The sequence below is a fragment of the Anoxybacteroides voinovskiense genome, assembly GCF_014196205.1.
In the GTDB taxonomy this organism is placed as follows: Bacteria; Bacillota; Bacilli; order Bacillales; family Anoxybacillaceae; genus Anoxybacteroides; species Anoxybacteroides voinovskiense.
Window position 1 is genome coordinate 85,035 of record NZ_JACIDE010000003.1, and the last position, 24,510, is coordinate 109,544.

Annotated in this window: 26 protein-coding genes and 1 pseudogene; 20 read left to right on the forward strand and 7 right to left on the reverse strand. The window is 46.7% G+C overall.

Going from position 1 to position 24,510, the window contains the following annotated elements; translation table 11 throughout:
• Window positions 1–126: 126 nt before the first annotated feature.
• The 8 genes and pseudogenes from tnpC to GGR02_RS02785 form a co-directional block, all read left to right on the forward strand.
• A pseudogene (tnpC, locus tag GGR02_RS02750) lies at window positions 127–1,412 on the forward strand (IS66 family transposase); the annotation flags it as partial.
• A gap of 329 nt (window positions 1,413–1,741) precedes the next feature.
• Entirely contained in the window at window positions 1,742–2,935 is a 1,194-nt protein-coding gene (locus GGR02_RS02755) for an MFS transporter (protein ID WP_183183222.1), read from the forward strand.
• 93 nt (window positions 2,936–3,028) lie between these two features.
• The gene (locus GGR02_RS02760) at window positions 3,029–3,946 is read left to right on the forward strand and encodes a DMT family transporter (protein ID WP_183183223.1); all 918 of its coding nucleotides are present in this window, start codon (window positions 3,029–3,031) and stop codon (window positions 3,944–3,946) included.
• Between the two features lie 9 nt (window positions 3,947–3,955).
• Window positions 3,956–4,765, forward strand: coding sequence for a glycosyltransferase family 2 protein (locus tag GGR02_RS02765; RefSeq protein WP_373286613.1), 810 nt, complete (start codon window positions 3,956–3,958; stop codon window positions 4,763–4,765).
• Between the two features lie 296 nt (window positions 4,766–5,061).
• Window positions 5,062–6,444 carry a glycine--tRNA ligase gene (locus tag GGR02_RS02770; protein WP_183183225.1) on the forward strand — a complete coding sequence of 461 codons (1,383 nt, stop codon included), beginning with the start codon at window positions 5,062–5,064 and terminating at the stop codon, window positions 6,442–6,444.
• Window positions 6,445–6,502: 58 nt separating this feature from the next.
• Window positions 6,503–7,177 (forward strand): uracil-DNA glycosylase, encoded by a 675-nt coding sequence (locus GGR02_RS02775; RefSeq protein WP_183183226.1) that lies wholly within the window; start codon window positions 6,503–6,505, stop codon window positions 7,175–7,177.
• On the forward strand, window positions 7,152–7,343 hold the full coding sequence (locus GGR02_RS02780; protein ID WP_183183227.1) for a uracil-DNA glycosylase: 192 nt from the start codon (window positions 7,152–7,154) through the stop codon (window positions 7,341–7,343). Before GGR02_RS02775 ends, GGR02_RS02780 begins: the two co-directional genes overlap by 26 nt.
• Before the next feature lie 10 nt (window positions 7,344–7,353).
• Window positions 7,354–8,358 (forward strand): potassium channel family protein, encoded by a 1,005-nt coding sequence (locus GGR02_RS02785; protein WP_183183228.1) that lies wholly within the window; start codon window positions 7,354–7,356, stop codon window positions 8,356–8,358.
• 20 nt (window positions 8,359–8,378) lie between these two features.
• On the opposite strand, the gene GGR02_RS02790 is transcribed toward GGR02_RS02785, so the two are convergent.
• A complete protein-coding gene (locus GGR02_RS02790) occupies window positions 8,379–9,995 on the reverse strand; it encodes a glycoside hydrolase family 13 protein (RefSeq protein ID WP_183183229.1) in 1,617 nt (538 codons plus the stop codon).
• 99 nt (window positions 9,996–10,094) lie between these two features.
• On the opposite strand from GGR02_RS02790, the gene GGR02_RS02795 reads away from it, so the two are divergent.
• Window positions 10,095–10,316: a YwdI family protein gene (locus GGR02_RS02795; RefSeq protein WP_229706129.1), complete on the forward strand. Its 222-nt coding sequence runs from the start codon at window positions 10,095–10,097 to the stop codon at window positions 10,314–10,316.
• Between the two features lie 17 nt (window positions 10,317–10,333).
• On the forward strand, window positions 10,334–10,702 hold the full coding sequence (locus GGR02_RS02800; protein ID WP_183183230.1) for a DUF423 domain-containing protein: 369 nt from the start codon (window positions 10,334–10,336) through the stop codon (window positions 10,700–10,702).
• Between the two features lie 24 nt (window positions 10,703–10,726).
• Here GGR02_RS02800 and gerQ read toward each other — a convergent pair whose 3' ends face one another.
• The 3 genes from gerQ to hemQ form a co-directional block, all read right to left on the reverse strand.
• The gene (gerQ, locus tag GGR02_RS02805; RefSeq protein ID WP_183183231.1) at window positions 10,727–11,191 is read right to left on the reverse strand and encodes a spore coat protein GerQ; all 465 of its coding nucleotides are present in this window, start codon (window positions 11,189–11,191) and stop codon (window positions 10,727–10,729) included.
• A 17-nt stretch (window positions 11,192–11,208) separates the two neighbouring features.
• Window positions 11,209–11,631 carry a cell wall hydrolase gene (locus GGR02_RS02810; protein WP_183183232.1) on the reverse strand — a complete coding sequence of 141 codons (423 nt, stop codon included), beginning with the start codon at window positions 11,629–11,631 and terminating at the stop codon, window positions 11,209–11,211.
• A 152-nt stretch (window positions 11,632–11,783) separates the two neighbouring features.
• Window positions 11,784–12,530, reverse strand: coding sequence for a hydrogen peroxide-dependent heme synthase (gene hemQ / locus GGR02_RS02815; RefSeq protein ID WP_183183233.1), 747 nt, complete (start codon window positions 12,528–12,530; stop codon window positions 11,784–11,786).
• Window positions 12,531–12,728: 198 nt separating this feature from the next.
• Between hemQ and pta the strand changes: the two genes are divergently transcribed.
• Together pta and GGR02_RS02825 are read left to right on the forward strand one after the other, a co-directional pair.
• Window positions 12,729–13,700 (forward strand): phosphate acetyltransferase, encoded by a 972-nt coding sequence (gene pta, locus GGR02_RS02820; RefSeq protein WP_183183234.1) that lies wholly within the window; start codon window positions 12,729–12,731, stop codon window positions 13,698–13,700.
• Window positions 13,701–13,969: 269 nt separating this feature from the next.
• Entirely contained in the window at window positions 13,970–14,812 is an 843-nt protein-coding gene (locus GGR02_RS02825; RefSeq protein ID WP_183183235.1) for a lipoate--protein ligase family protein, read from the forward strand.
• A gap of 263 nt (window positions 14,813–15,075) precedes the next feature.
• Here GGR02_RS02825 and GGR02_RS02830 read toward each other — a convergent pair whose 3' ends face one another.
• Complete coding sequence (locus tag GGR02_RS02830; RefSeq protein WP_183183236.1) at window positions 15,076–15,720, reverse strand: RsfA family transcriptional regulator; 645 nt, start codon at window positions 15,718–15,720, stop codon at window positions 15,076–15,078.
• Between the two features lie 175 nt (window positions 15,721–15,895).
• On the opposite strand from GGR02_RS02830, the gene GGR02_RS02835 reads away from it, so the two are divergent.
• The 3 genes from GGR02_RS02835 to GGR02_RS02845 all read left to right on the forward strand — a co-directional run bounded on the left by GGR02_RS02835 (window position 15,896) and on the right by GGR02_RS02845 (window position 18,070).
• Window positions 15,896–16,123, forward strand: a complete 228-nt coding sequence (locus GGR02_RS02835; protein ID WP_183183237.1) for a YuzB family protein — start codon at window positions 15,896–15,898, stop codon at window positions 16,121–16,123.
• A gap of 119 nt (window positions 16,124–16,242) precedes the next feature.
• On the forward strand, window positions 16,243–17,544 hold the full coding sequence (locus GGR02_RS02840; protein WP_183183238.1) for an HD domain-containing protein: 1,302 nt from the start codon (window positions 16,243–16,245) through the stop codon (window positions 17,542–17,544).
• A 13-nt stretch (window positions 17,545–17,557) separates the two neighbouring features.
• Complete coding sequence (locus GGR02_RS02845) at window positions 17,558–18,070, forward strand: YwgA family protein (protein WP_183183239.1); 513 nt, start codon at window positions 17,558–17,560, stop codon at window positions 18,068–18,070.
• A 312-nt stretch (window positions 18,071–18,382) separates the two neighbouring features.
• Here GGR02_RS02845 and GGR02_RS02850 read toward each other — a convergent pair whose 3' ends face one another.
• Window positions 18,383–18,568 carry a 2-hydroxymuconate tautomerase gene (locus tag GGR02_RS02850; protein ID WP_183183240.1) on the reverse strand — a complete coding sequence of 62 codons (186 nt, stop codon included), beginning with the start codon at window positions 18,566–18,568 and terminating at the stop codon, window positions 18,383–18,385.
• Window positions 18,569–18,673: 105 nt separating this feature from the next.
• Here GGR02_RS02850 and GGR02_RS02855 point away from each other — a divergent pair, with 105 nt between their 5' ends.
• Complete coding sequence (locus GGR02_RS02855) at window positions 18,674–19,342, forward strand: site-2 protease family protein (RefSeq protein ID WP_183183241.1); 669 nt, start codon at window positions 18,674–18,676, stop codon at window positions 19,340–19,342.
• A 12-nt stretch (window positions 19,343–19,354) separates the two neighbouring features.
• Window positions 19,355–19,861: a YwhD family protein gene (locus GGR02_RS02860; protein ID WP_183183242.1), complete on the forward strand. Its 507-nt coding sequence runs from the start codon at window positions 19,355–19,357 to the stop codon at window positions 19,859–19,861.
• Window positions 19,862–20,024: 163 nt separating this feature from the next.
• Here the strand turns inward: GGR02_RS02860 and GGR02_RS02865 are convergent, their stop codons facing one another.
• Window positions 20,025–22,079, reverse strand: coding sequence for a transglycosylase domain-containing protein (locus GGR02_RS02865; RefSeq protein ID WP_183183243.1), 2,055 nt, complete (start codon window positions 22,077–22,079; stop codon window positions 20,025–20,027).
• 182 nt (window positions 22,080–22,261) lie between these two features.
• On the opposite strand from GGR02_RS02865, the gene speE reads away from it, so the two are divergent.
• The 3 genes from speE to GGR02_RS02880 all read left to right on the forward strand — a co-directional run bounded on the left by speE (window position 22,262) and on the right by GGR02_RS02880 (window position 24,460).
• Window positions 22,262–23,089, forward strand: a complete 828-nt coding sequence (gene speE / locus GGR02_RS02870) for a polyamine aminopropyltransferase (RefSeq protein ID WP_183183244.1) — start codon at window positions 22,262–22,264, stop codon at window positions 23,087–23,089.
• 12 nt (window positions 23,090–23,101) lie between these two features.
• Entirely contained in the window at window positions 23,102–23,983 is an 882-nt protein-coding gene (gene speB / locus GGR02_RS02875) for an agmatinase (RefSeq protein ID WP_183183245.1), read from the forward strand.
• A 111-nt stretch (window positions 23,984–24,094) separates the two neighbouring features.
• The gene (locus tag GGR02_RS02880) at window positions 24,095–24,460 is read left to right on the forward strand and encodes a cytochrome-c oxidase (RefSeq protein ID WP_183183246.1); all 366 of its coding nucleotides are present in this window, start codon (window positions 24,095–24,097) and stop codon (window positions 24,458–24,460) included.
• The last annotated feature ends 50 nt before the right edge of the window (window positions 24,461–24,510 follow it).

Sequence of the window (24,510 nt, forward strand, 5' to 3'; positions counted from 1 at the left end):
CTCAGGAAATCCTCTCCTTTTTATTTGTAACTATTCAGCCGATACATAGAAAAAGTTTACGAGATCGGGTTTTTTCTGCTTCCCTTGTCTATACTAGTACCATCCAAGACATGGGAGGTGAACAGGATGGCAAACGTTGTTTTTGATTTCCAACAAGCGGTCTTCACAATCGAAAGTATGGTGGCAAAAATCGAGCGCCAAGCGCAAACAATCGAAAAACTCCTCAAAGAAAACGAGCAGCTAAGACAAGAAAACCAGCAATTGAAAGCACGTATCGCAGAATTAGAAGTCCGTACGAAAAAAAACAGTACCAATAGCCATTTCCCGCCGTCTTCTGACCGATTTGTGGAAAAATCCCCTTCTCGCCAAACGTCGGGGAAACAGCCGGGCATCGAGGAACGACGCTCCGCCAAGTACCGAATCCTGACCACCGAGTCCTTCACCGCGTGACCGAATGCAAAGGATGTGGTCAATCTTTAGAACATATCGCTCCGCTTCAAGTAGACATTCGCCAAGTGTTCGATCTTCCAGTGGTTCGCATGGAGGTCACTCAACATGAACGGGAAGTGAAGTGCTGTCCGGAGTGTCATCTTGTCCAGCAGGCAGAGTTCCCTTTTTATGTCACGAATCATGTCCAGTACGGACCAGCCATCACTTCCCTTGTTTTATACTGGAATCATGCGCAGTTGATCCCGTGCGAGCGTGTCACGGAGATGGTCAAAGCGTTAGTTGACCATTCGATGAGTGCAGGCACAGTCGTAAATATGACGAGACGGTAGCAGCCTGTGATAGAAGTAGCGATCAAAGAGATCGAAACCGCGTTGCTCACCTCCAGCACGTTACACGTCGATGAAACGAGTCTGCGTGTGAACGGAAAGAACCAATGGGTGCACGTGGCTTCCACTGCCAAGGCCACACGATATGGGCTGCATCGCTCCCGTGGAAAGAAAGCGACGGACGACATCGGGATCTTGCCGCAGTACAAAGGAACGATGGTGCACGATGCGTATTCGGTGTACCCGATGTATACAGAGGCGAGCCATGCCCTTTGCCACGCCCATCATCTTCGAGAGCTTCGGGCATATACAGAACTTTACGGTCATTCATGGTCGAAAGAGATGACCGAAGCATTGTTGGCGATGAAACAGGCGGTGGAGAATGCTGGCGGAGCTCTACCGGAAGAGGAAGTCCGGTATTGGGAAGCCGCGTACGACAAGCTTCTAGAGAATGGTCGCCGAGAACTCGAGGAGCGTTGCCGACAGGGAAAGCATCCCGGCGTCCGCCATGCGCAGAATTTCATCCAGCGTCTAGAAAAGCGCAAGCAAGAAGCGCTTCTCTTCCTGCGAAAAAAAGAAGTGCCGTTTGACAACAACCAAGCCGAGCGCGATTTGCGGATGGTGAAAGTCAAACAAAACCCATGGTGCTAGTTGAGCGCTAAGCATAATCTTGATAAATTTTTAAAAAAGTATGGAGGGAACGAAAAGAAGGCGTATAGTGCAATTTATTCGGCAACGGTGAGGCATGTAAAATCTAAGGGGATCAAAGGTAAATTTGAAGAAGTTGTCAATGTGTACGGCACAAGAATAACAGTAAGAGGGAATATTGTTGTGCCTGTCACCTGTCGAATATTTTCAAGATAAGCAAAGGGGTCTCCCTTTGTTTTTTGTTTGAAACACTGTGGTTATACCAATATAATGAAACTGTACAGTGACTTTACACTTGTCAAAAGAGGAGGCTTGTCATGAATCAACAAGCGATTTCGCGGCGGAAGTTGCTAGGCATTGCCGGGCTTGGCTGGATGTTTGATGCGATGGATGTCGGGATGCTGTCGTTTATTATCGCGGCACTGCAAAAAGAATGGAATTTAACTGCTGAACAAATGGGGTGGATCGGCAGCGTCAACTCAATCGGAATGGCGGTCGGGGCACTTTTCTTCGGGCTGTTAGCGGATCGGATTGGTCGAAAACACGTCTTTATTATAACGCTTTTATTATTTTCGATTGGCAGCGGGCTTTCCGCGTTTACTGCGACATTAGCGGCATTTTTAGTGCTTCGCTTTTTCGTCGGCATGGGGCTTGGCGGTGAGCTTCCGGTCGCGTCGACATTAGTGGCAGAAAGCGTGCCAGCAAGCGAACGCGGCAAAACGGTCGTTCTGCTAGAAAGCTTTTGGGCGTTTGGCTGGCTTTTAGCGGCAGTGATCTCTTATTTCGTCATCCCAACGTACGGGTGGGAGCTGGCGCTAATTTTAGGCGCTGTTCCGGCGCTTTATGCCGTCTATTTGCGCTGGAATTTGCCGGACTCTCCGCGCTTTTCTAGAGCGAAAAAAAGCTCTGTTTGGGCAAACATCGTAAGCGTATGGTCTTCTGCATATCGGCGGGAAACGATTATGCTTTGGGTGCTTTGGTTTTGCATCGTATTTTCCTACTACGGCATGTTTTTATGGCTGCCGAGCGTCATGGTCATGAAAGGGTTCAGCTTAATTAAAAGTTTTCAATACGTGCTCATGATGACATTGGCACAATTGCCAGGCTATTTTAGCGCCGCTTGGCTCATTGAACGTGCCGGTCGAAAATTTGTTCTTATTGCGTATTTAATCGGTACAGCAGTCAGCGCTTACTTTTTCGGCAACGCCGAGTCGCTTACATGGCTAATGGTGTTTGGGATTTTGTTATCGTTCTTTAACCTCGGGGCGTGGGGAGCGCTTTATGCGTATACCCCAGAGCAATACCCGACATCCATTCGCTCTACAGGCGCAGGTATGGCGGCGGCGTTCGGACGAATTGGCGGTATTCTCGGACCGCTCTTCGTCGGTTATCTTGCTGCACAAAAAACAGAAGTAACGACGATTTTTGCGATTTTCTGCATGGCGATTTTCGTTGGAGTGTTAGCGGTTGGTCTGCTAGGAAAAGAAACGAAGCAACAAGAATTGGCGTAGCTTAAGCATAACCATTGACAAAAAAGGGAAGGAGCGATACGGTTATTATTATTGCTCTTTCCCTTTTATTTTTTGAAAAAGAGGTTAGACTGGATGACAAAAGTATGGACATATGTTTCGCTTGTATTGGTGATGATTATTTGGGGCGGCAATGTCGTCGCCATTAAACTATTAGTCAATGCGTTTACGCCGATTACGATTACGGCGCTTCGTTTATTTGGCGCAGCGCTGACGGTGTTTGTTGTGCTGGCTGTCATGCGGCAATCGTTTCGGCTGACCGCTCGGCAAATGGCGGCTGTCTTTCTCGTCGGGCTATGCAACGTCGTTGGTCATCACTATTTTTTAGCAACCGGTTTAACGAAGACGACTGCCTCCAATGCCGGCATTATTTTAGGCATGTCGCCGCTTGTGACCGCACTGTTTGCGGCGGTTTTATTGCGCGACCGACTGCGGCCGCTGAAACTGCTCGGCATTGTTCTAGGCTTTACAGGGGTTGTCTTTATCGTGACGCACAGCTCGGCGAAAATCGGCGCGGTTTCTATTGGGGACGTATATATTGTTGGCGCTGTGTTGACGCAAGCGATTAGCTTTATTTTCATTAAGAAACTTGCCCAAACCGTCGATGTCGTTGCTCTTACGGCATGGATGTTGCTGATGGGGTCAACCATTTTGTTTTTGATTGGGCTTGCGACGGAACAAGGCGGTCTCGGGCAGCTTGCGAAAGGAAGCGGGTCAATCTGGTTCGTCTTTTTCGCCTCGGCAGTCGTTGCGAGCGGGATAGGACAAATGATTTACAATCGTGCGATTCAACGTCTCGGCGCTTCGGAGGCGGCCGTGTTTATCAATTTGTCGCCATTTTTTTCGCTCGTTGCGTCCGCGTTGTTTTTAGGAGAAACGATTCATTTGGTGCAATGGTTCGGCTTTCTCTTCATCGTCATCGGCGTTTTGCTTGCGTCAGGGGCGCTCGAAGAACTCGTTCTTTCTTCGTCGCGCAAACAAATGACAGGGTAGGTGGGATACGTGCAGTTCGTTTCGATAGTCATCCCAACGTTTAATCGACCGTATCCGCTTGCGGAGCTATTGGAATCGTTAAGCAGACAAACGTATTCCAAGCTGGATATCATCATCGTGAACGACGGTGGCGAGCGGGTCGACGACATCGTTGCGCTTTATCCAGAACTAGACGTTCAGCTGATTCATTGTGCGGAAAACGTCGGGCACGTCGAGGCGCGCAACATTGGCGTTAAAGCGGCAAAAGGCGACGTCATTATGCTTTGTGACGATGATGACTTATTGCTTCCTTGCCATGTAGAGCGGATGGTGTTAGAGCTAGCCGATGCCGATTTCGTTTATTCTGATGTTGAAATTTTCCATTACCGCGTCGAGAACAATCAGCGCATCCCGACGAAGCGGTTTTTGTTCGCTTACGACGATGACCGAGAAGCGATGCGCCAATTTTCGACGTACGTCCCGTCTGGCAGCGCATACCGCCGGGAAATTCATGAAAAAATCGGTTACTTTGACCCATACGTTAACAACTATTGGGACTGGGATTTTTTCTTGCGAGTGTCCGCGTCCTTCCGCGTCAAACGCGTCGCCGTCGCTAGCGTCTTATACGCCTTTTCGAACGAAGGAGACCATTTGTCGCGACAGATGAATGACAAGCGGAAAATGTATTTAGACCGACTCTCCAAAAAGCACGGTCTTGGTAATTTGCCAACGAAAAATTTTTGGCTACTTTTAGAAGAGCCGGAGGTGGCGAAGCGAAAAGCGCCAAGCAAGGTCATTTGGGACGGAACACCAATTGTGTCGCGGTTGCACCGTCTGTAAAAAATTTCACGATGCCATTGACGAGCGTTTTTGGATTTTGTTATGATAAATAGCAAAATATGATATTGCAACGATGACGGATGAATAGTAGTTGCCCCTCTCTTCGAAAGCGAGCCGGGGATGGTGGAAGCCTGGTGAAGACGGTCAATGAAACGGCACTCCAGAGTTGCGCATGAAAAGTGGATGCATGTTGCATCAACTAGGGTGGAACCGCGGGAGTTACGCTCTCGTCCCTAGGCGAACGGCCTAAGGACGAGAGCGTTTTTGTTTGAAAAAAGATGAAGGAGGAAAAAAAGATGGCAGTGACAATGGAACAAATCGTTGCCCACGCGAAACATCGCGGCTTTGTTTTTCCAGGTTCGGAAATTTACGGTGGATTAGCGAACACGTGGGATTACGGTCCGTTAGGGACAGAGTTAAAAAACAATATTAAGCGCGCATGGTGGAAAAAATTTGTGCAAGAATCGCCGTACAACGTCGGCTTAGATGCGGCCATTTTAATGAACCCAAAAACGTGGGAAGCATCCGGTCATTTAGGCAACTTTAACGACCCGATGATTGACTGTAAACAATGTAAAGCGCGTCATCGCGCCGATAAGCTCATCGAAAACGCCCTAGAAGCAAAAGGGATCGAGATGATCGTCGACGGGCTTCCATTTTCGAAAATGGAAGAGCTGATTAAAGAGCATAACATCGCTTGTCCAGATTGCGGCAGCCAAGATTTCACGAACATCCGCCAGTTTAACTTAATGTTTAAAACATTCCAAGGCGTCACCGAATCAAGCGCAAACGAAATTTACCTTCGCCCGGAAACAGCGCAAGGCATTTTCGTCAACTTTAAAAACGTACAGCGGACGATGCGCAAAAAACTTCCGTTCGGGATTGCGCAAATCGGAAAAAGCTTCCGCAACGAAATCACGCCAGGAAACTTTACGTTCCGGACGCGCGAGTTTGAACAAATGGAGCTAGAGTTTTTCTGCAAACCAGGCGAAGAATTGCAATGGTTTGACTATTGGAAACAGTTTTGTGAGCAATGGCTGTTATCGTTAGGAATGAAAAAAGATAGCATTCGTTTGCGCGACCATTCGCAAGAAGAATTGTCGCACTATAGCAACGCGACGACCGACATTGAATATAAGTTTCCATTCGGCTGGGGCGAGCTATGGGGTATTGCGTCTCGCACCGACTATGACTTAAAACAGCATATGGAACATTCGGGCGAAGACTTCCACTATATCGACCAAGAAACGAACGAACGCTACATTCCATATTGCATTGAACCGTCGCTTGGCGCAGATCGCGTCACGTTAGCGTTTATGATTGACGCGTATGAAGAAGAGGCGCTTGCAGACGGAACGACACGCACCGTCATGCGCTTACATCCAGCGCTTGCACCATACAAAGCGGCCGTATTCCCGCTCTCGAAAAAATTGTCGGAAGGCGCACGGCAAGTGTTTGCGGAGTTGGCGAAACATTTCATGGTCGATTACGACGAGTCCGGCTCGATCGGCAAACGCTACCGCCGCCAAGACGAAATCGGCACACCGTTTTGCATTACGTATGACTTTGATTCTGAACAAGACGGGATGGTGACAGTGCGCGACCGCGACACAATGGAACAGACGCGCGTACCGATTGCCGAATTAAAACGCTTTTTAGAAGAAAAAATTCAATTTTAAGAAAGAAAAGGCTATCCTATAAGCAGGGTAGCCTTTATGTTAGAAAGGAGTGGAAGCAATGAGCGTGCTAAAAAACGATTGGGCTCCTTTATTGCAAGAAGAATTCACCAAACCATACTACATAAAACTAAGGGAATTTTTAAAAGAAGAGTACCGGACGCGGACGATTTATCCGGATATGTACGATATTTTTAATGCGCTTCATTATACGTCATACGAACAAGTGAAAGTCGTCATTTTAGGACAAGACCCGTACCACGGCCCGAATCAAGCGCACGGATTAAGCTTTTCTGTCAAGCCCGGTGTTCCGCTACCGCCTTCGTTGCTTAATATTTTTAAAGAGCTGCATGACGACCTCGGATGTTACATTCCGAACAACGGCTATTTAGTGAAATGGGCGCAACAAGGGGTACTTTTGTTAAACACCGTTTTAACGGTAAGGCGAGGGGAAGCAAACTCACATAAAGGAAAAGGATGGGAGTACTTTACCGACCGCGTCATTCAATTAGTAAACGAAAAGGAAGAACCGGTCGTCTTTCTTTTATGGGGACGGCATGCGCAAGCAAAAAAAGACCTCATTACGAATTCGCGCCATTATATTATTGAAGCGCCGCACCCAAGCCCGTTTTCTGCTGCCCGCGGCTTTTTCGGCAGCCGCCCGTTTTCCAAAACGAACGCCTTTTTTCGACAGACAGGGAGGGAGCCGATTGACTGGCAAATCGAAAACGTGTGAACAGCGAGTAAACTGTTACCGCTGTCACCATTTTTATATCACATGGGATCGACAATTTCCGCGCGGTTGTCGCGCATATAACTTTAAAAGCACGGCGTTGCCGTCTGTTGTTGTCAAACAATCTTCTGGCACCACGTGCTTAAAATTTGCAGCGAAGCAATCATAAGGAGATGGTTATGCGGTCATCCAAACCTGTTTTCTTATCTATTTTGGCGATGGGATTGGCAATTGGTGCAGGGACGATTGGCTTCATTCTTTCGGAACATCTTTCGTTTTTCGATGCACTATGGCTGACGGTCGTGACAATTTTGACGGTCGGGTACGGCGATACGGTACCGCAAACGTTTTACGGAAAGCTGTTTGCTCTACTCATTATTCCGGTTGGCATTAGCATCGTCACGTATGCGACAGGGGCAGTCGCCTCGATGATGATGGAAGGGGAATTTTCCAAAACGGTGCGGAGGAGAAAAATGCGGAAAAAAATTGATTCGTTGTCCAATCATATTATTGTATGCGGATTTGGCCGCGTTGGGGAACAAGTTGTGCGGGAATTGGTTAAAAATGGGACGCATGTCGTCGTCGTGGAGAAAAACGTAGAACGGCTAGAAGCAGACGATTCGTTCCTTTATATCGAAGGGGATGCGACCGAAGATGAGGTGTTGGTAGCAGCGGGGATTGAGCGTGCCGCAGGACTAGTCGCCGCATTGCCGGCAGATGCGGATAATGTGTTTATCTCGCTGACAGCGAAAGGATTAACCCGTAACATCCAAATTGTCGCGCGGGCGGAACGGCCGGAGACAGAAGAAAAGCTTCGGCGCGCCGGTGCGGATAAAGTGATTAATCCGTCTTTTTTAAGCGGCCGCCGCATGGCGATGACGATTTTAAAGCCTGTTAGCGTTGATTATGTCGACACGATTTTCCATGACCATGAAGAAGAATTTGCATTGGAAGAAATTCGTCTATCCCCACATTCTCCGCTAGCAAACCGATTGTTACGGGAAAGTGAAATTCGCCCTCGCTACGGCGTCACCGTTGTCGCCATTCAACGCGGCAATGCAATCATTAGCAACCCATCATCCGACGAAGTGTTGCAAGCGGGTGATTTAATCATTGTATTTGGAAAAAAAGAGCAGTTGGCTCGTTTTGAGGAAATAGCAAGTTCAGAAAAAGGTGCCCCATAACGGTCGGGACACCTTTTCGTTTAGATGAGTTGATAAATGCGCGCTTCATGCGGCCGCATATGCAACATAGCGCCTGTTTCTTGACTGTCGGCATAGTTGCCGAGCAAAAGTTCACGCGTATAGGCAGATAACGCCGACGGAAGTTCGTAGTCGTTCGGTTCGTCGCAATGATTCAGCACGATGAGCAGGCGGTTGTCATCTAGTTCGCGCGTATACGCATAAATATACCGTTCCGTTGCTGTAAAGTCATGGAACGTACCGTATACCATTGCAGGATGTGTTTTGCGCAATTGAATGAGCTTTCGATAATAATGGTAAACAGAATTCGGATCTTCTAACGCTTGTTTCACATTAATTTCTTTATAGTTCGGATTCACTTTCATCCACGGCGTTCCAGTCGTAAAGCCCGCATTTTCGCTGTCGTCCCATTGCATCGGTGTACGTGAATTGTCGCGACTTAACGGCTGAAGGCTTTGAAGCACTTCTTCTGGGTCGCGTCCTTTCGCGACTTCTTCCGCATATTTGTTTTTCATCGCAATGTCGTTATAGTCATCGATCGAAGGGAAGCGAACGCCGGTCATGCCGATTTCTTCGCCTTGGTAAATGTACGGCGTGCCAGGGAGCGTATGCACCATCGTCCCGAGCAGTTTCGCTGATTCAACGCGGTACTGTTTGTCGTTTCCATAGCGCGTCACTTGGCGCGTATGGTCGTGGTTGTTTAAAAATTGCGAGTTCCAGCCTTTTCCCCATAGCGCATCATACCAACGCTGTTGAATTTGCTTAAACCGAAGCGGATCCCAGCTTGGCATTTCATCACACACTTCAAAATGAAATAGCGTATGCAATTCTTGGCGATCTTCTGCGACGTATTTCAGCCCCTCTTCTGGCGACACGAACGCGACTTCGCCGACGGTAAAAATATCGTAATGCTTGAATACTTGTTCATTCATTTCTCGCAAATAGTCATGCAGTCCTAGATTGTTTGTTAAATAGCGAATGTCGTACGGGTTGGCTGCGTCAGGAAACCCGTCTGGTTTGGCGAGAAGGGCGATTGCGTCCAATCGGAACCCGTCAATGCCTTTATCGAGCCAAAAGCGCATCATTTTATAAATTTCTTCGCGCACTTCACGGTTTTTCCAGTTTAAATCTGGTTGTTCCACCGCGAACGAATGAAAGTAATATTGACCGGTCGCTTCGTCATATTCCCATGCGGACGGAGTGAAGTACGAACGCCAGTTATTCGGTTGGTCGCGCCAAATATACCAGTCGCGCTTCGGATTATCTTTCGATGACCGCGACTCGATAAACCACGGATGTTGATCAGACGTATGGTTGACGACAAGATCCATGATGAGTTTCATGTCGCGCTTATGCACTTCGTCAAGCAACGTTTCCCACGTTTTCATCGTTCCGGCTTTCTCCATGATGCGATAGTAGTCGGCAATGTCGTAGCCGTTGTCTTTGTCCGGCGACTCATAGCACGGATTAAGCCAAATGACGTTGACGCCAAGGTGCTTTATATAATCTAACTTTTCAATTACCCCTTGCAAGTCGCCGTACCCGTCTCCGTTAGAGTCGTAAAAACTGCGCCAATATACTTGATATACCACTGCTTCTTTCCACCATGCTCGCTTCATCGTTTTTTCCCTCCGTCGAAAGCGCGTCCAGCTTGAAATGTTCCCATATATAGAATACCATTGAATCAACGTGAAAAGAAAGATGGGAGTGAAAACGTTTTGGACGTATCGGTAACGGTGATTTTAGCGAAAATGGCGGCGCTCGTGGAGCAGGCGCAACAAGGCGACGTGCGGCAAATGCGAGAACATGTCGCTGCTGTTCGCGTGCTTTGCGACGTTATTCTAGAAGAAAAAATGGCGACAACCGTAGCGCAGGAAAAATTACCGAAGAAGCTAGACATCGGCGACGATGCCAACGGCACGTCGTTGTTAGATTTTTAACAAAGGAGAGATGAAGAGTGAAAGTATTCGTTTTGCTTGGGGCAATCGCTTCTTTTTTAGCAGTGGCGCTTGGCGCGTTCGGCGCACATGGATTGGAAGGGAAAATTCCCGACCGCTATTTAGACATTTGGAAAACAGCGGTACATTATCAAATGTTTCATGCCGTTGGGTTGTTTGTGATTGCGCTTTTATTAGCGAAATGGCCGAACGCTAGCACACTTGTTACGGCCGGATGGATGATGGTCGTAGGGATTGTTTTGTTTTCAGGAAGTTTATACGTGTTAAGCGTCACGCAAATCAAACCGCTCGGGGCGATTACACCGTTTGGTGGGGTGGCGTTTTTAATCGCATGGGCGCTCGTTGCGTACGTGGCGTTCAAACAATAAAGAGGGCAGGCTGCCCTCTTTGTCTTAGCGCGGTGCGTATGAACTCATTCCAGGTGCGCCGCCAGCATACGGATACTCATAAGCAATTTCTTCGTCAAACGTCACGTAGTTGAGGTAAATCATTGGCAGTAAGTATCGCTTTCCTGTTTGCGGGTCGCTTAAAATTAAATGGTCGCGCCCAGCAGCTTCAATCGCTCCCCGAAAGATTTTCGCATTCCACTCGCGGTTATTTTCAAACGTCATATATACTGTCGCGATTTTTCCTTTGTTTAGGCGTAAAATGTTTTCGATGTACGATTGTTCAAGCGGTAGCATCCCTGCGCTTGGTGGACTAGTTGTTGGCGGTTGTGTTGCTATAGGTTGCATGCTAAAACCAGGTGTAGTCGTTGGTTGATACGGGGTCATTTGTTGAGAATAAGGATAAGCGGTTGGGTAGTATGGTGGGTAATATCCATAAGAATATTGTGGGCGTTCTTCTTCAAACGTCATATGAGAACCTCCTCCTCTTAATATACTCTTGGGCAATTGTCCGGCGACGGCGCGTAAAAGCAATGCGACTTAAATCGTCCGACATTCCACTGATTAAACCATTGTGGTGGGCATTCGCCTTCCGGTTTAAAAAACCAAAGGGCATTCGTCGCAGGATGATAACGCCAACCACGAATAACTTGGCGGGCTAACTGAATATCAAGGTCTCTTGCTGCTTGGTAAAAATATCCCTTTTGTGTCGCTTCAAAACCTCCTGGGCTTTGAAATACCATTTGCCGAATCGAACGAAGTCCACGAAAATCCAAGCAGTTGGCGATGACGCGATTGACACCGACATTGCCGACCATCAACATCCCTAACCGCCCTTCGCCTTCCGCTTCTGCGCGCATTAACCTCGCTAGCAGTTTTACTTCTTCATCGTTGCAAGCGACAACAGCCATTCCGTCACCTCTTCCCGTCTTTTTTCTCGACAATAATAGGCTATTGAAAAAACGAAATTTGGTGACAAGAAAAAGCGATTTTATTTTATACATATGGGGAAAAGGAACGGTCTATGACAAAAAATCAGGACGTCCTTTCGACGCCCTGAACGTTATACGTGAAGAAATGAACCTACTTTTTCTTTTGGCAACCGGTTTCCAACGAAGAACGAACCGAATTCCCCGTAGCGTGCGCTCACTTCGTCAAACCGCATTTCGTAGACGAGCTTTTTAAATTGCAACACATCGTCGGAGAAAAGTGTCACGCCCCATTCGTAATCGTCAAACCCGACGGAGCCAGTAATGATTTGCACGACTTTGCCCGCATATTTGCGACCAGTCATTCCGTGGGCGCGCATTAAGTTGCGGCGCTCTTCCATCGGAAGCATGTACCAGTTGTCATTTCCTTGCCGGCGCTTATCCATCGGATAGAAGCAAATATGGTTCGTTTTTGGCAAAATCGGGAATAAGCGGCGGCGAACTTCTGGATTTTCGTACGGGTCGCTACCATCAGACGGCAAGTAGTTGCTTAATTCTACGACGGACACGTACGAATACGCCGGCACTAAATACTCTGCCAATTTTGTTTTATTGAAAGCTGTTTCGATTTCGTTCAACTCTTCCATCGTCGGCCGCAAAATCATGAACATCATGTCCGCTTTTTGGCCAACGACGGTATAAATCGCGTGGCTTCCTTCGTTGCGCGCTTCGGTTGTTTCCCATGTTTCTACTAGTGCTAAAAATTCATCAATAGCTGCTTGGCGCTCGTCGTTTGTGAGCGTTTTCCAAGCCGCCCAATCGACCGAACGGAAATCATGCAGGCAATACCAGCCTTCAAGGGTCAATGCTGCTTCACTCATCGTTTTCACTCCTTATGTATCATTTACCTTTACTATACCATAGTTTGCCCGAAAAGCGCTTGAAAAGCAAACGGGGGATAATAATAACTGAATTATTTTAATAGAAAGACTATTGTTTGTAAGGGGTTACTTTTGTTGCTTTTCCAAATGATAAGAGTATGCTAGTAAGTAGGATGATTTTTTGGAGGAGGAAAACAAGTGAGCGATTTATTTTCCATTTTAAAACAAAAAGTAGCAGGGAAAAAGGTGACGCTCGTTTTTCCGGAAGGATTGGACGAACGAATTTTGACAGCGGTCAGCCGTTTAGCGAGTGAGCAAGTATTACAGCCGATTGTCATCGGCAACAAGGAAGAAGTAAAACAAAAAGCGACGGAAATTGGTGTGGACATTTCGAACGTGGAAATTATCGACCCAAAACAATATGAAGCGATGGACGAGCTTGTCGCTGCGTTTGTCGAGCGGCGAAAAGGAAAAGTGTCGAACGAAGAAGCGCGCAACATTTTGCTCGATGAAAATTATTTTGGCACGATGCTTGTTTATATGAACAAAGCGCATGGGTTAGTAAGCGGTGCAGCTCATTCGACGGCAGATACGGTGCGCCCGGCGTTGCAAATTATTAAAACGAAACCAGGTATTCGCAAAACGTCAGGAGTCTTTATTATGGTGCGCGGCGACGAAAAGTATGTGTTTGCCGATTGTGCGATTAATATTGCGCCAGACAGCCAAGATTTAGCGGAAATTGCCGTAGAAAGCGCCAATACCGCAAAAATGTTTGATATCGAGCCGCGCGTGGCGATGTTAAGCTTTTCGACAAAAGGTTCGGCAAAATCGCAAGAGACAGAAAAAGTGATCGAGGCGGTGCGTCTTGCGAAAGAAATGGCGCCAGATTTAGTCATCGACGGGGAATTTCAGTTCGATGCAGCGTTTGTGCCGTCGGTAGCGAAAAAGAAAGCACCGGATTCTGTCATTCAAGGCGATGCGAACGTCTTCATCTTCCCAAGCTTAGAGGCTGGAAACATCGGCTATAAAATCGCGCAACGCCTTGGAAATTTCGAAGCGGTTGGTCCGATTTTACAAGGGCTAAATCGACCGGTCAACGATTTATCGCGCGGCTGCAACGCCGAAGACGTCTACAAACTCGCGCTTATCACAGCCGCCCAAGCGTTATAAGAAAAGCGAAGGCGACTGGTCAGCTCTCGAAGCCAAGCGTTCTTCCGACGAGAAGCGCTTTTTGCTTCGACGGAGGAAGGTTGCTTGGCACAAGAGAGCTAGGAGCCGTAGCTAGACAAGAAAGAAAAGCGGAGAACGATCCTTGGTGAAGCCAAGAAAAGCGAAGGCGACTGTTTCGCTGCGAAAGTTTTAACAAAAAGACTCGACAACAAAGTCGGGTCTTTTTTGTGTTACAATAGAAATAATGATAGCAACAAGGAGATTGATGTATGGGACTAGAACTGTTGCGGCAGCCGAAATGGCGCATTATGGACCAGTCGCACGTCGGGCCAATGTTTGATGCTCGTCAATCGTTTGCGATGGACGATACGCTCTGTACGTCCGTCGGACAAGGAGGCTCGGATGCGGTCGTTCGCACATGGGTGCATCACGATACGATTGTGCTCGGGATTCAAGATACGAAGCTTCCGTATTTGCAAGACGGGGTTTCTTTCTTAAAAGAACAAGGCTATCGCGTGATCGTCCGCAATTCCGGCGGGCTTGCGGTCGTTTTGGATGAAGGGGTGCTCAACATTTCGCTCATTTTGCCTGAAAGCAAAAAAGCGATTGACATTAACCAAGGGTATGAAGCGATGTGGGAGCTTATGAAACAAATGCTCTCCTCTTATCCTGTCACGGTGGAAGCGAAAGAAATTGTCGGCTCGTACTGTCCTGGAAGCTATGATTTAAGCATAGCGGGGAAAAAGTTTGCGGGCATTTCGCAGCGCCGTGTCCGCGGGGGAGTCGCTGTCCAAATTTACGTATGTGTCAACGGCAGCGGTGCCAAACGAGCTGACTTGATTCGCCAATTTTATGAGCGTGGCTTGCAAGAAGCGGAAACGAAATTTACGTACCCGCGCATCGTTCCGGCTACGATGGCGTCGTTATCTGAGCTATTGCAAGAGCCGCTGACGATTTCGGATATGATGCTTCGTTTATTGCAAACGCTTCGCTCGTTTGGCTCCGAGCTTTATTCATCCTCTCTCACCGAACGAGAATGGCCGTTATATGAACAATATTGGCAGCGAATGGTCGAGCGGAATGAAAAGAGCTTGCCTAGGTGTGTTGATTAACCATTAAAAACTAGTAGTCCGCCTATTCCTAGCTTTTCTGCCTTAGTCGGCAAGCGAATCGCTTGCCGACTGGGCATGCGTACAGCATGCCCTCCTCGAACAATGAACGATTTGCGGGCAAATGATATTTTCCCGCTGTCGTTCTTGTTCGAGGAAAGGGGCAGAAAAGCTTGTGTTCAGCCATATGATTTACTGTTCTTCAGTAAAATAATGGATAATAAACATTCGTGAAGCCTGCCCTTTTGATAAGGAGCAGGCTGCTGTTATTCTGCAATTTTCTCTAAATTACCATTTTTATCCATCTTAAACTTTAACGTTTGCCGTTCTTCTTCCTCTTGCAACGTCATTTTCCGCGCGCGGTTCATAATACGAAGCATCGTTTCGTATTCTTCCATCATCGCAGCCGAGTCTTCTTCTAGTTTAGCAATTTTCTTTTCTAGCTCCTCGTTTTTCGCCGCTAATTCGTCGAGTTCTTTTTTCAGCCGTTCGTTTTCTGTTTTTAACGCTTCGGCATGAACGTTATTCGATTTAAAAGACTGCAAAAAATCAATGACGTGGTCGATGGTCAGTTCTGTCGGCTCTGGCGCTTTAAATTGCGCTAGTTCCCCAAACTCTTCAAGTGAAGGAGTAGGCGGGGTATACAACAATCGTTTTTTTCCTGCTTGGTTTTTTCCAAGTAAACGCTGCCGTTCTTTCCGATGCTTTTTCGCCATTTGCAGCGCTTTTTCATAGCGGCTGCGCACAACGGCGTTCCAGCGAAATCCGCACGCAGCCGACGTCCGGTTTAGTTTATCGCCTACTTCTTCAAAAGCATTTAGCTGTGTGCTCCCTTCCCGCACGTGCCTTAGCACCGTTTCTGCCAATAACAAATCATCTTCTTCTGTCCATGCATCTTGTCGTTGTTTCATAGCTTCCACCCTTTCGAACAAATCTTTATCATGAATTAGTAGTAGCATGGACAAAAATAAAACAATCTATACGAGATTTGATGAATAAAAAATTGCAAGTTTTCCCTGCTTGCATTGTTGAAAGAGAAGCGGTAGAATACACGTTAGCGCAAAGATACGGAAAGGATGTGCGAGGATGGCAAATGAATTTCGCGTTTGCGACGATTGCCAAGCGACGAATTTAAAAACGCTATTGCCGCGGCTGAAAAAACTAGACCCGAACGCCACCATTCAAATTGGCTGCCAGTCGTATTGCGGACCTGGCCGGAAAAAATCGTTCGCATTTGTGAACAACCGTCCGATTTCGGCGGCTACTGAAGACGAGTTAATGGAAAAAATCGCACAAAAGTTGAAAAAAGATTAAAAATCGCCTTCCGTACTACGAAAGGTGATTTTTTTCTAATTTCAGGGAAAGTCAACCGTTTTTTTGTCCAAAAAAACGGCGTATAATGAATATATGTTCATAATGGAAGAGGGGATAAAATGGCGTATCCCGGAGAGCAATTAAGCGAAGAAAAAGTATTTAAAGATCCTGTTCACCGATACATACATGTGCGTGACAAATTGATTTGGGACTTAATCGGAACGAAAGAATTTCAGCGCCTCCGTCGCATTAAGCAGCTTGGCACGACGTATTTAACGTTCCATGGTGCCGAACATAGCCGCTTTAACCATTCGCTTGGCGTATATGAAATTATTCGCCGCATTATCGACGATGTGTTTGTCGGGAGAGAGCATTGGGATCATAACGAGCGGTTGTTATGTTTATGTGCGGCATTGCTTCATGATTTAGGGCATGGGCCGTTTTCCCATTCGTTTGAAAAAGTGTTTCGCCTCGATCATGAAGATTTTACGCAAGCGATTATTTTAGGAGATACGGAAGTGAATGCTGTGCTTCGGCAGGTGGGGGATGACTTCCCGAAAAAAGTGGCGGAAGTGATTGCGAAAACGTACCCGAATAAGCTTGTTGTCAGCCTTATTTCGAGCCAAATTGATGCCGATCGAATGGACTATTTATTGCGCGATGCGTATTACACAGGCGTTAGCTACGGTAATTTTGATATGGAGCGCATTTTGCGCGTCATGCGTCCGCGTGAAGACCAAGTCGTTATTAAACGAAGCGGCATGCATGCGGTCGAAGATTATATTATGAGCCGCTACCAAATGTATTGGCAAGTGTATTTCCACCCGGTAACGCGCAGTGCGGAAGTGATTTTAACAAAAATTTTGCATCGGGCGAAAAAACTATACGAAACTGGCTATACGTTTCAAACGGAGCCAACTCACTTCTATTCTCTCTTTTCTGGCAACGTCACCTTGTCCGACTATTTAAAGCTAGATGAAGCGGTCATTCTCTACTATTTTCAACAATGGCAAGAAGAAAAAGATGAGATTTTGCGTGACTTATGCAGTCGTTTCGTGCAACGTCGGCTTTTTAAGTACGTAGAATTTAGCCCGACGAATGAGCAAATGGAGAAACTGATGGAGTTGCGCCGGTTATTTAAAAAAATTGGCATCGACCCAGACTATTATTTAGTCGTCGATTCTTCTTCCGATTTGCCGTATGATTTTTACCGGCCGGGCGAGGAAGGCGAGCGGCTGCCGATTTATTTGTTAATGCCAAATGGGGAGCTGCGTGAACTTTCACGAGAGTCCGTGCTTGTGGACGCGATTTCTGGAAAGCGGAGAACGGACCATAAACTGTATTTTCCAGGCGATTTTCTGTCTGATGTATCGACAAAGCGTGCGACAAAGAAAAAGATTATGGAAATATTAGAGGGTTAGGAGATGAACGAAAGTGTTAACAGAACACGCAAAAGTGATGAAGGCGTTGGCGGCGGCAGGGGAAATCGTCGGGCGAAAAAAGTTGCAAAAAATGATTTATATCGCGAAAAAGTTACAATTTCCGTTCTATGAGAAGTTTGATTTTCATTTTTACGGCCCATACTCCGAAGAATTGACGTGGCGCATCGAGGAACTTTGCAATTTAGGATTTTTGCATGAAGCGAAAGAGAAAAAGGGCGGATATGTGCAATACCGCTATACGTTGACGGAAGCAGGGGAGCAATTTTTGCGCCACTATGACCTAGACATGCCGCATTTGCAAGATTGCTTGCAAGATATGAATGAGCAGAACTCACGGTTTTTAGAACTTGTTTCCACGGTGCTTTATTTCGAGCATTTGCCGAAAGAAGAGGTAATAGAAAAAATTGTGCTATTAAAAAGTAAGCAACGCTATACGGAAGAGGAAATCAACACGGCGTATGCGTATATCGAAAAATTGCGTGGATATGTATACAGTAAGGCGTAAACGACCGAGAGTGTCTAAATAAAGACACTCTCGCAAACATACGCAGCTAACCAGTCGCCTTCGCTTTTCGTGTCTAGCTGCGGCTCGCAGCGCTTTGTGGAAAATAACCTTCCTCCGTCGAAGTGCAAGCACTTCTCGTCGGAAGAACATTTTCCCTTCAGCGCTAAGCGCTCGCCTTCGCTTTTCGTGTCTAGCTGCGGCTCCTAGCTGCTCGGGGGTCAAATAACCTTCCCCCTCGAGGTGACAAGCACCTCTGCGGGGGAAGAACATTCGCCCCGTCGCAGCTAACCAGTCGCCTTCGCTTTTCTTGTTTTATTCGTCGCTTAGCCGTTTTCCGCCGACAGCGTAATGGTTTTTCGACATTTCTTCGATAAATACGACGATTTTTTCTTTTGGTGCGCCGGTTGTTTCTGCGACTGCTTCGGTTACTTTTTCAACGAGCGCTTTTTTCTGTTCGTCTGTTCGTCCTTCGAGCATTTTGACGGTTACGTAAGGCATAGCGATTCCTCCTTGTTTGACGTTTCATTGTTATTGTATCATGAAACGGACCATTTCGGGCGAATCGTGGTATACTAAGTAATAAAGAAAAAAGGGGTTTGTAGCGTGGATCAATTGTTACCTTATTCACTAAGTGAAATTCCATATGTGTTCATGGCACTGGCGATTGCTTTTTCTGTTCATGAATTTGCTCATGCGTACGTTGCCTACAAGTTCGGCGACCCGACGGCAAAAAATCAAGGGCGTTTAACGTTATCACCGCTTGCGCATTTAGACGTATTAGGAACGTTGCTTATTTTTTTAGCAGGGTTCGGCTGGGCAAAACCGGTGCCGGTCAATCCGTATCATTTCAAAAACCCACGTTTAGCCGGGGTGCTTGTATCAGTAGCTGGGCCACTCAGCAATCTGTTTTTGACTGCTATCGGCTTTCTCGCTTGGTATAGCATGGTTCGTTTTGGTGTCATGGACATCATTCCCGATTGGTTTGCGGCAGGGTTTGAAACGTTTTTCTCCATTTTCATCGGGCTCAATGCGCTATTGTTTGTGTTTAATTTGTTGCCGTTTCCGCCGCTTGATGGCTATCGCATTATCGAAGACTTGGCACCGCGTCATTTGCGGGCGAAAATGACGCAGTGGGAAAATTACGGAGCGCTTATTTTCCTTATTCTCGTCTTGACGCCGCTTGACCGATATACGATTCATCCGATTTTTAATGTGGCAGTGCCATTTGTGCTTGACAGGATGCAATCGTTCTTTTCCACAATCTTTTTTTAGCGGGGTGATTGAATGGAACAAAAAAAGAAACCGATTGGATTTAATATTATTAAAAGCGACCCGACCGCGGGACACGGCGGCTTTGGTGCCGGCGTTCTTAGCTTAGACAACGTATCGCCAGTCATTATCGACGTGGATGCTGGCGAGGCGTTCGTTGATATCGGTGCGATGCATGCGCGCAGCACTGTTGAAAAAGGGATTAAATTTACGCCAAACCGCGACGAAGTACCGAATGGAAAGCCGTACTGGCTCGTTTGGGTAACGATTGACCGAAACGAAGCCGGCCCTTACTATGCTGGGGTGACAGCGTGCGAAATGACCGTCGACCGCGAAGCGCGGAGAGGATATAAACTGCTTCCAGACCACGTCAATAAGCTCGATAAATCGTTGAAGCGGCGCATTATCGTTGACCATATGGACGAAAAATCGAAGCAAGTGTTAGCGGCATTTTTACAGCAACATGACGTCGAGATGTGGAACCGCTCGAGCGAGGAGCTAAAGGAAGGTTTAGGAAAATAGGGATATTTATCCATAGATGTGACGGTTTTGTGAACGTATACAGACAGGGACTTGAGCTTTTTTTGGAAACGGAGTAAACTAAACCTACATGCATAACACAATAAAACTAGGACAAGAAAAACCTCAAGCGGCGAACGCTTGAGGTTTTTCCTTATTCCCATATTCAAAACCATTCGAATAGTTTTTCCAACCAATTGCTTGATTTGTCTTTATGCTCTTTCTTTTTCTTCTTTTTCTGCATGTGGTCGGTACAATATTCGTTCGGTTCTGTGCCCGTGATGTAGTACGTGAGCCGTTTCACAGGACAGGCGTCCGTAGCGAGTTTCCCGTTGTCAGGGTCGATGTATACACCGACGACTCCTTTCGTTGGCGTAAATGATTTTACAGGTTCTTTTTGTAAACTTTTTTCCATGAACTGTACCCAAATTTTTTTCGCATATTGTTTTTCCGATGGTTTCGTCATTTTTTCTCCGCGGTCATATCCAGTCCAAATGCCAGCGACAAGCTGTGGCGCGTAGCCAATCATCCAGCTATCTGTTTCTGTCGTCCCTGATTTTCCAGCGTAAGGACGAGTGATGTCGCCCGCGATCGTTTGCCCTGTGACGGTTGTGTAGTCGTTCAGTTTCGGGTCGAACATGCCGGTCATTAACTCCGTTGTTACAAAAGCAGCGTCTTCGTCGAGCACTTGTTCCTCGTGTTGCGTTGCTTCGTAAATTGTTTCCCCACGATAATTAACGATTTTCTTTATAAAGACCGGCTCGATTTTTTTGCCGCCATTGGCAAGAATACCGTAGGCGGTGACCATGTCAATCACTTTTACTGGCGACGTTCCGAGCGCAAGCGACGGTACTTTTTTCAGTTTGCTCGTAATGCCGAGTTTTTTCGCTGTTTCCACCAGCTGGTCTTCCCCGATAAACAAATGCGTTTTCACTGCAAACACGTTATCGGATAACGCAATCGCTTGCGCCAACGTAATCGTATCGTTTGCATAGTAATTGTTGTAGTTATGTGGCGTATACGTCGAGCCGTCATCAAGTGTAAATGTTGTCAATTCGCTACGCATTTCTGTGGACGGCGTAAACCCTTGTTTAATTGCTGCATAATAAAGAAACGGTTTAAACGTTGAGCCAGGTTGCCGCTCGGCTTGTATCGCGCGGTTATACTGGCTTTTTTCATAATCTCGTCCACCGACGAGCGCCTTTACTTCCCCTGTGCGCGGGTCCATCGCGACGAGCGCTGCTTGAATGGCGGACGATGGGTCAATAATTTGTTCGATTTGTTGCTCAGCGATTGCTTGCATGTTCGGATCTAATGATGTGTAGACACGCAATCCTCCCATTTCAATCGTCCGTTCATCGAGTCCGATTTTCGTCCGTAATACGTATTTTACAGCATCTTGAAAATAAGGAGCGATTGGTTTTTGCACGATTTCGTGATGGCGTGAGTACACAAGCGGTGTGCGGTACGCCTGTTCCGCTTCTTTTTGGCTAATATAGCCGCTATCAACCATCGCTTGTAACACCATTTTCTGCCGCTGTTTTGCTCTCGTTTCATTGACGAATGGCGAGTAATACGACGGTCCTTTCGGGATGCCGGCTAGCATGCTTGCTTCACTTAATGTCAACTCGTTTGCTGATTTCCCAAAATAATAGCGGGCGGCAGCTTCTACTCCGTACACTCCGTGACCGTAATAAATCGTATTTAAGTAGCCTTCTAAAATATCTTGCTTCGTATAGTTGACTTCCAGTCGAATCGTATATAGCGCTTCTTGTAATTTTCTTACCCATGTTTTATCCAATGTTAAAAATAAGTTGCGCGCATATTGCTGGGTAATCGTGCTTGCCCCTTGCACTTTTTGCATCGCTTTTATATCAGCAATAATTGCAGCAACGATGCGCTTTATATCAAATCCGTAATGGTCGAAAAACTTTCGGTCTTCGACGGCAACGGTCGCATGGATGATAACAGGGGACATGTCGTGCAAGCTCACCCAATAGCGCGTTTGTCCGTTATCACTTTCCCCGATTTTTGTGCCATCATCAGCATAAAACACCGTTGTTTGCGGCACCGCTAACGGTGGTGCTCCTTCCCATTTTGCCAACGCGATAATAGCTGTAATACAAGCGGCAAATAGAAAGGTGAGGATGAGGCTAATAAAGATGAACGCCCGTATATATTTGACTGTTCCGCGAAACCGGCTACCTGGAATGAGCTCCAATTCTCTCACCTCATCAATCATTTGTTATAGTTAGTATGAAAAGATTTTTCCCATTTTAAACATTTTTCTAGCAACTTTTACTTGAAATTTTGCTAGATTGCTCTATACTTTTTCATGTTTAGTTTTTCTTTGTAAGGCTAAAATAAAGGCATGTGAATGAATAAAAGAAAGGGTGTTTACACATGGAATTGTGGTTTACAGAAAAGCAGACGGAACATTTTGGAATTACAGCACGAATTAAACGCACTTTACATACAGAACAGACGGAATTCCAAAAGCTTGATATGGTCGAAACGGAAGAGTTCGGAAATATGCTTATTTTAGATGGCATGGTCATGACGACACAAAAAGACGAGTTCGTCTATCACGAAATGGTCGCCCATGTGCCGCTCTTTACGCATCCGAACCCAGAAAACGTGCTTGTTGTTGGCGGCGGGGACGGTGGCGTCATCCGCGAAGTGTTGAAACATCCGAGCGTGAAAAAAGCGACGTTAGTAGAAATTGATGGAAAAGTTATCGAATACTCGAAAAAATATCTTCCGGAAATTGCTGGGATGTTAGACGACCCACGCGTCGAAGTGAAAGTCGATGACGGCTTTATGCATATTGCGCAAAGCGAAAACGAATACGATGTCATCATGGTAGACTCCACAGAACCAGTCGGTCCAGCGGTGAACTTATTTACAAAAGGGTTTTACGCAGGCATTGCCAAAGCGTTAAAAGAAGACGGCATTTTCGTGGCACAAACGGACAACCCTTGGTTTAAAGCCGATTTAATTCGCACGGTTCAGCGTGATGTGCGCGAAATTTTCCCAATTACGCGCCTTTATATCGCGAACATCCCAACATATCCAAGCGGCATGTGGACGTTTACGATGGGCTCGAAAAAATATGATCCACTAGCAGTGAGCGATGACCGTTTCCATGACATTGACACGAAATATTACACAAAAGAGTTGCATAAAGCGTGCTTTGTCTTGCCGAAATTTGTCGCTGATTTAGTGAAATAAGGGGGATTTTTCATGCGATTTGATGAAGCGTATTCTGGCAACGTCTTTATTAAAAGCCATCCGAATTTTGAAGAGAGCGAAGCGGTCATTTACGGCATGCCGATGGACTGGACGGTCAGCTACCGCCCAGGTTCTCGCTTCGGTCCTGCGCGCATTCGCGAAGTATCGATTGGGTTAGAAGAATATAGCCCGTATTTAGACCGTGAACTAGAAGAAGTAAAATATTTTGATGCTGGCGATATTCCGCTTCCATTCGGCAACGCCCAGCGCAGTTTAGACATGATTGAAGAGTTTGTCGACCGTCTGTTGGCCGCAGACAAATTCCCGCTTGGTCTTGGCGGCGAGCATTTAGTGTCGTGGCCGGTCATGAAAGCGGTATATAAAAAATATCCCGATTTAGCGATTATTCATATGGACGCGCATACCGATTTGCGCGAGCATTACGAAGGCGAGCCGTTGTCGCACTCGACGCCGATTCGTAAAATTGCCGAGCTGATTGGCCCAAAAAACGTATACTCGTTTGGCATTCGTTCCGGCATGAAAGAAGAATTTGAGTGGGCGAAAGAAAACGGCATGTACATTGCCAAATTTGAAGTATTAGAGCCGTTAAAAGAAGTGCTGCCAACGCTTGCGGGTCGTCCGGTGTACGTCACGATCGACATCGACGTACTAGACCCAGCGCATGCACCAGGGACAGGGACGGTAGATGCAGGCGGCATTACGTCAAAAGAATTGCTCGCGGCCATTCACGAAATTGCTCGCTCGGATGTGCACGTTGTCGGAGCGGACTTAGTCGAAGTTGCGCCTGTATATGACCATTCCGAACAAACAGCCAACACAGCAAGCAAACTTGTGCGAGAAATGCTTCTTGGTTGGGTTCAAAAACGGAAATAATGTCAATCCCCGTCTAAATGGACGGGGATTTTTTTTGACATAGGACAAGGAATGGGCTCATATAGTAAAGTACGATTTCCATTTTGCCAATAGGGGAAAGGAGGGGAGATGATGGGGGTTCGTTTGATCAAAATTTCTGCCGTTTATTTTGCGCTTGGCGTTTGTTTAGGGCTTTATATGTCAATGACACATTCCTTCACACTTACGCCTGTGCACGTCCATATTAACTTGCTTGGCTGGACAGCATTGACGCTTGCAGGTATTATTTATCACTTATTTCCACAAATCGCGGCGACGACATGGGCAAAAGCACATGTTTGGCTTCATAATATCGGGCTGCCAGTAATGATGATTAGCCTCGCATTTGTTGTTTTCGGGCATGAGTCATGGATTCCGCTTACGGCTACTGGCGGCGTTCTCGTCACGCTTGGCGTGCTTAGCTTTGCGTGGAACGTGGTGAAAAACTTAAAAGCATAAATGAAAGGCGGTCTCTTTCTCGAGACCGCCTATTGCATGTGTTGCGGGCT

What these genes read in the sequence shown, in the direction of transcription:
- GGR02_RS02755 (WP_183183222.1), top strand. Translation starts at nt 1,742, where the DNA reads ATGAATCAACAAGCGATTTCGCGGCGGAAGTTGCTAGGCATTGCCGGG.
- GGR02_RS02760 (WP_183183223.1), top strand. Translation starts at nt 3,029, where the DNA reads ATGACAAAAGTATGGACATATGTTTCGCTTGTATTGGTGATGATTATT.
- GGR02_RS02770 (WP_183183225.1), top strand. Translation starts at nt 5,062, where the DNA reads ATGGCAGTGACAATGGAACAAATCGTTGCCCACGCGAAACATCGCGGC.
- GGR02_RS02775 (WP_183183226.1), top strand. Translation starts at nt 6,503, where the DNA reads ATGAGCGTGCTAAAAAACGATTGGGCTCCTTTATTGCAAGAAGAATTC.
- GGR02_RS02785 (WP_183183228.1), top strand. Translation starts at nt 7,354, where the DNA reads ATGCGGTCATCCAAACCTGTTTTCTTATCTATTTTGGCGATGGGATTG.
- GGR02_RS02790 (WP_183183229.1), bottom strand. Translation starts at nt 9,995, where the DNA reads ATGAAGCGAGCATGGTGGAAAGAAGCAGTGGTATATCAAGTATATTGG.
- gerQ (WP_183183231.1), bottom strand. Translation starts at nt 11,191, where the DNA reads ATGACGTTTGAAGAAGAACGCCCACAATATTCTTATGGATATTACCCA.
- GGR02_RS02810 (WP_183183232.1), bottom strand. Translation starts at nt 11,631, where the DNA reads ATGGCTGTTGTCGCTTGCAACGATGAAGAAGTAAAACTGCTAGCGAGG.
- hemQ (WP_183183233.1), bottom strand. Translation starts at nt 12,530, where the DNA reads ATGAGTGAAGCAGCATTGACCCTTGAAGGCTGGTATTGCCTGCATGAT.
- GGR02_RS02825 (WP_183183235.1), top strand. Translation starts at nt 13,970, where the DNA reads ATGGGACTAGAACTGTTGCGGCAGCCGAAATGGCGCATTATGGACCAG.
- GGR02_RS02830 (WP_183183236.1), bottom strand. Translation starts at nt 15,720, where the DNA reads ATGAAACAACGACAAGATGCATGGACAGAAGAAGATGATTTGTTATTG.
- GGR02_RS02835 (WP_183183237.1), top strand. Translation starts at nt 15,896, where the DNA reads ATGGCAAATGAATTTCGCGTTTGCGACGATTGCCAAGCGACGAATTTA.
- GGR02_RS02840 (WP_183183238.1), top strand. Translation starts at nt 16,243, where the DNA reads ATGGCGTATCCCGGAGAGCAATTAAGCGAAGAAAAAGTATTTAAAGAT.
- GGR02_RS02850 (WP_183183240.1), bottom strand. Translation starts at nt 18,568, where the DNA reads ATGCCTTACGTAACCGTCAAAATGCTCGAAGGACGAACAGACGAACAG.
- GGR02_RS02860 (WP_183183242.1), top strand. Translation starts at nt 19,355, where the DNA reads ATGGAACAAAAAAAGAAACCGATTGGATTTAATATTATTAAAAGCGAC.
- speE (WP_183183244.1), top strand. Translation starts at nt 22,262, where the DNA reads ATGGAATTGTGGTTTACAGAAAAGCAGACGGAACATTTTGGAATTACA.
- speB (WP_183183245.1), top strand. Translation starts at nt 23,102, where the DNA reads ATGCGATTTGATGAAGCGTATTCTGGCAACGTCTTTATTAAAAGCCAT.
- GGR02_RS02880 (WP_183183246.1), top strand. Translation starts at nt 24,095, where the DNA reads ATGGGGGTTCGTTTGATCAAAATTTCTGCCGTTTATTTTGCGCTTGGC.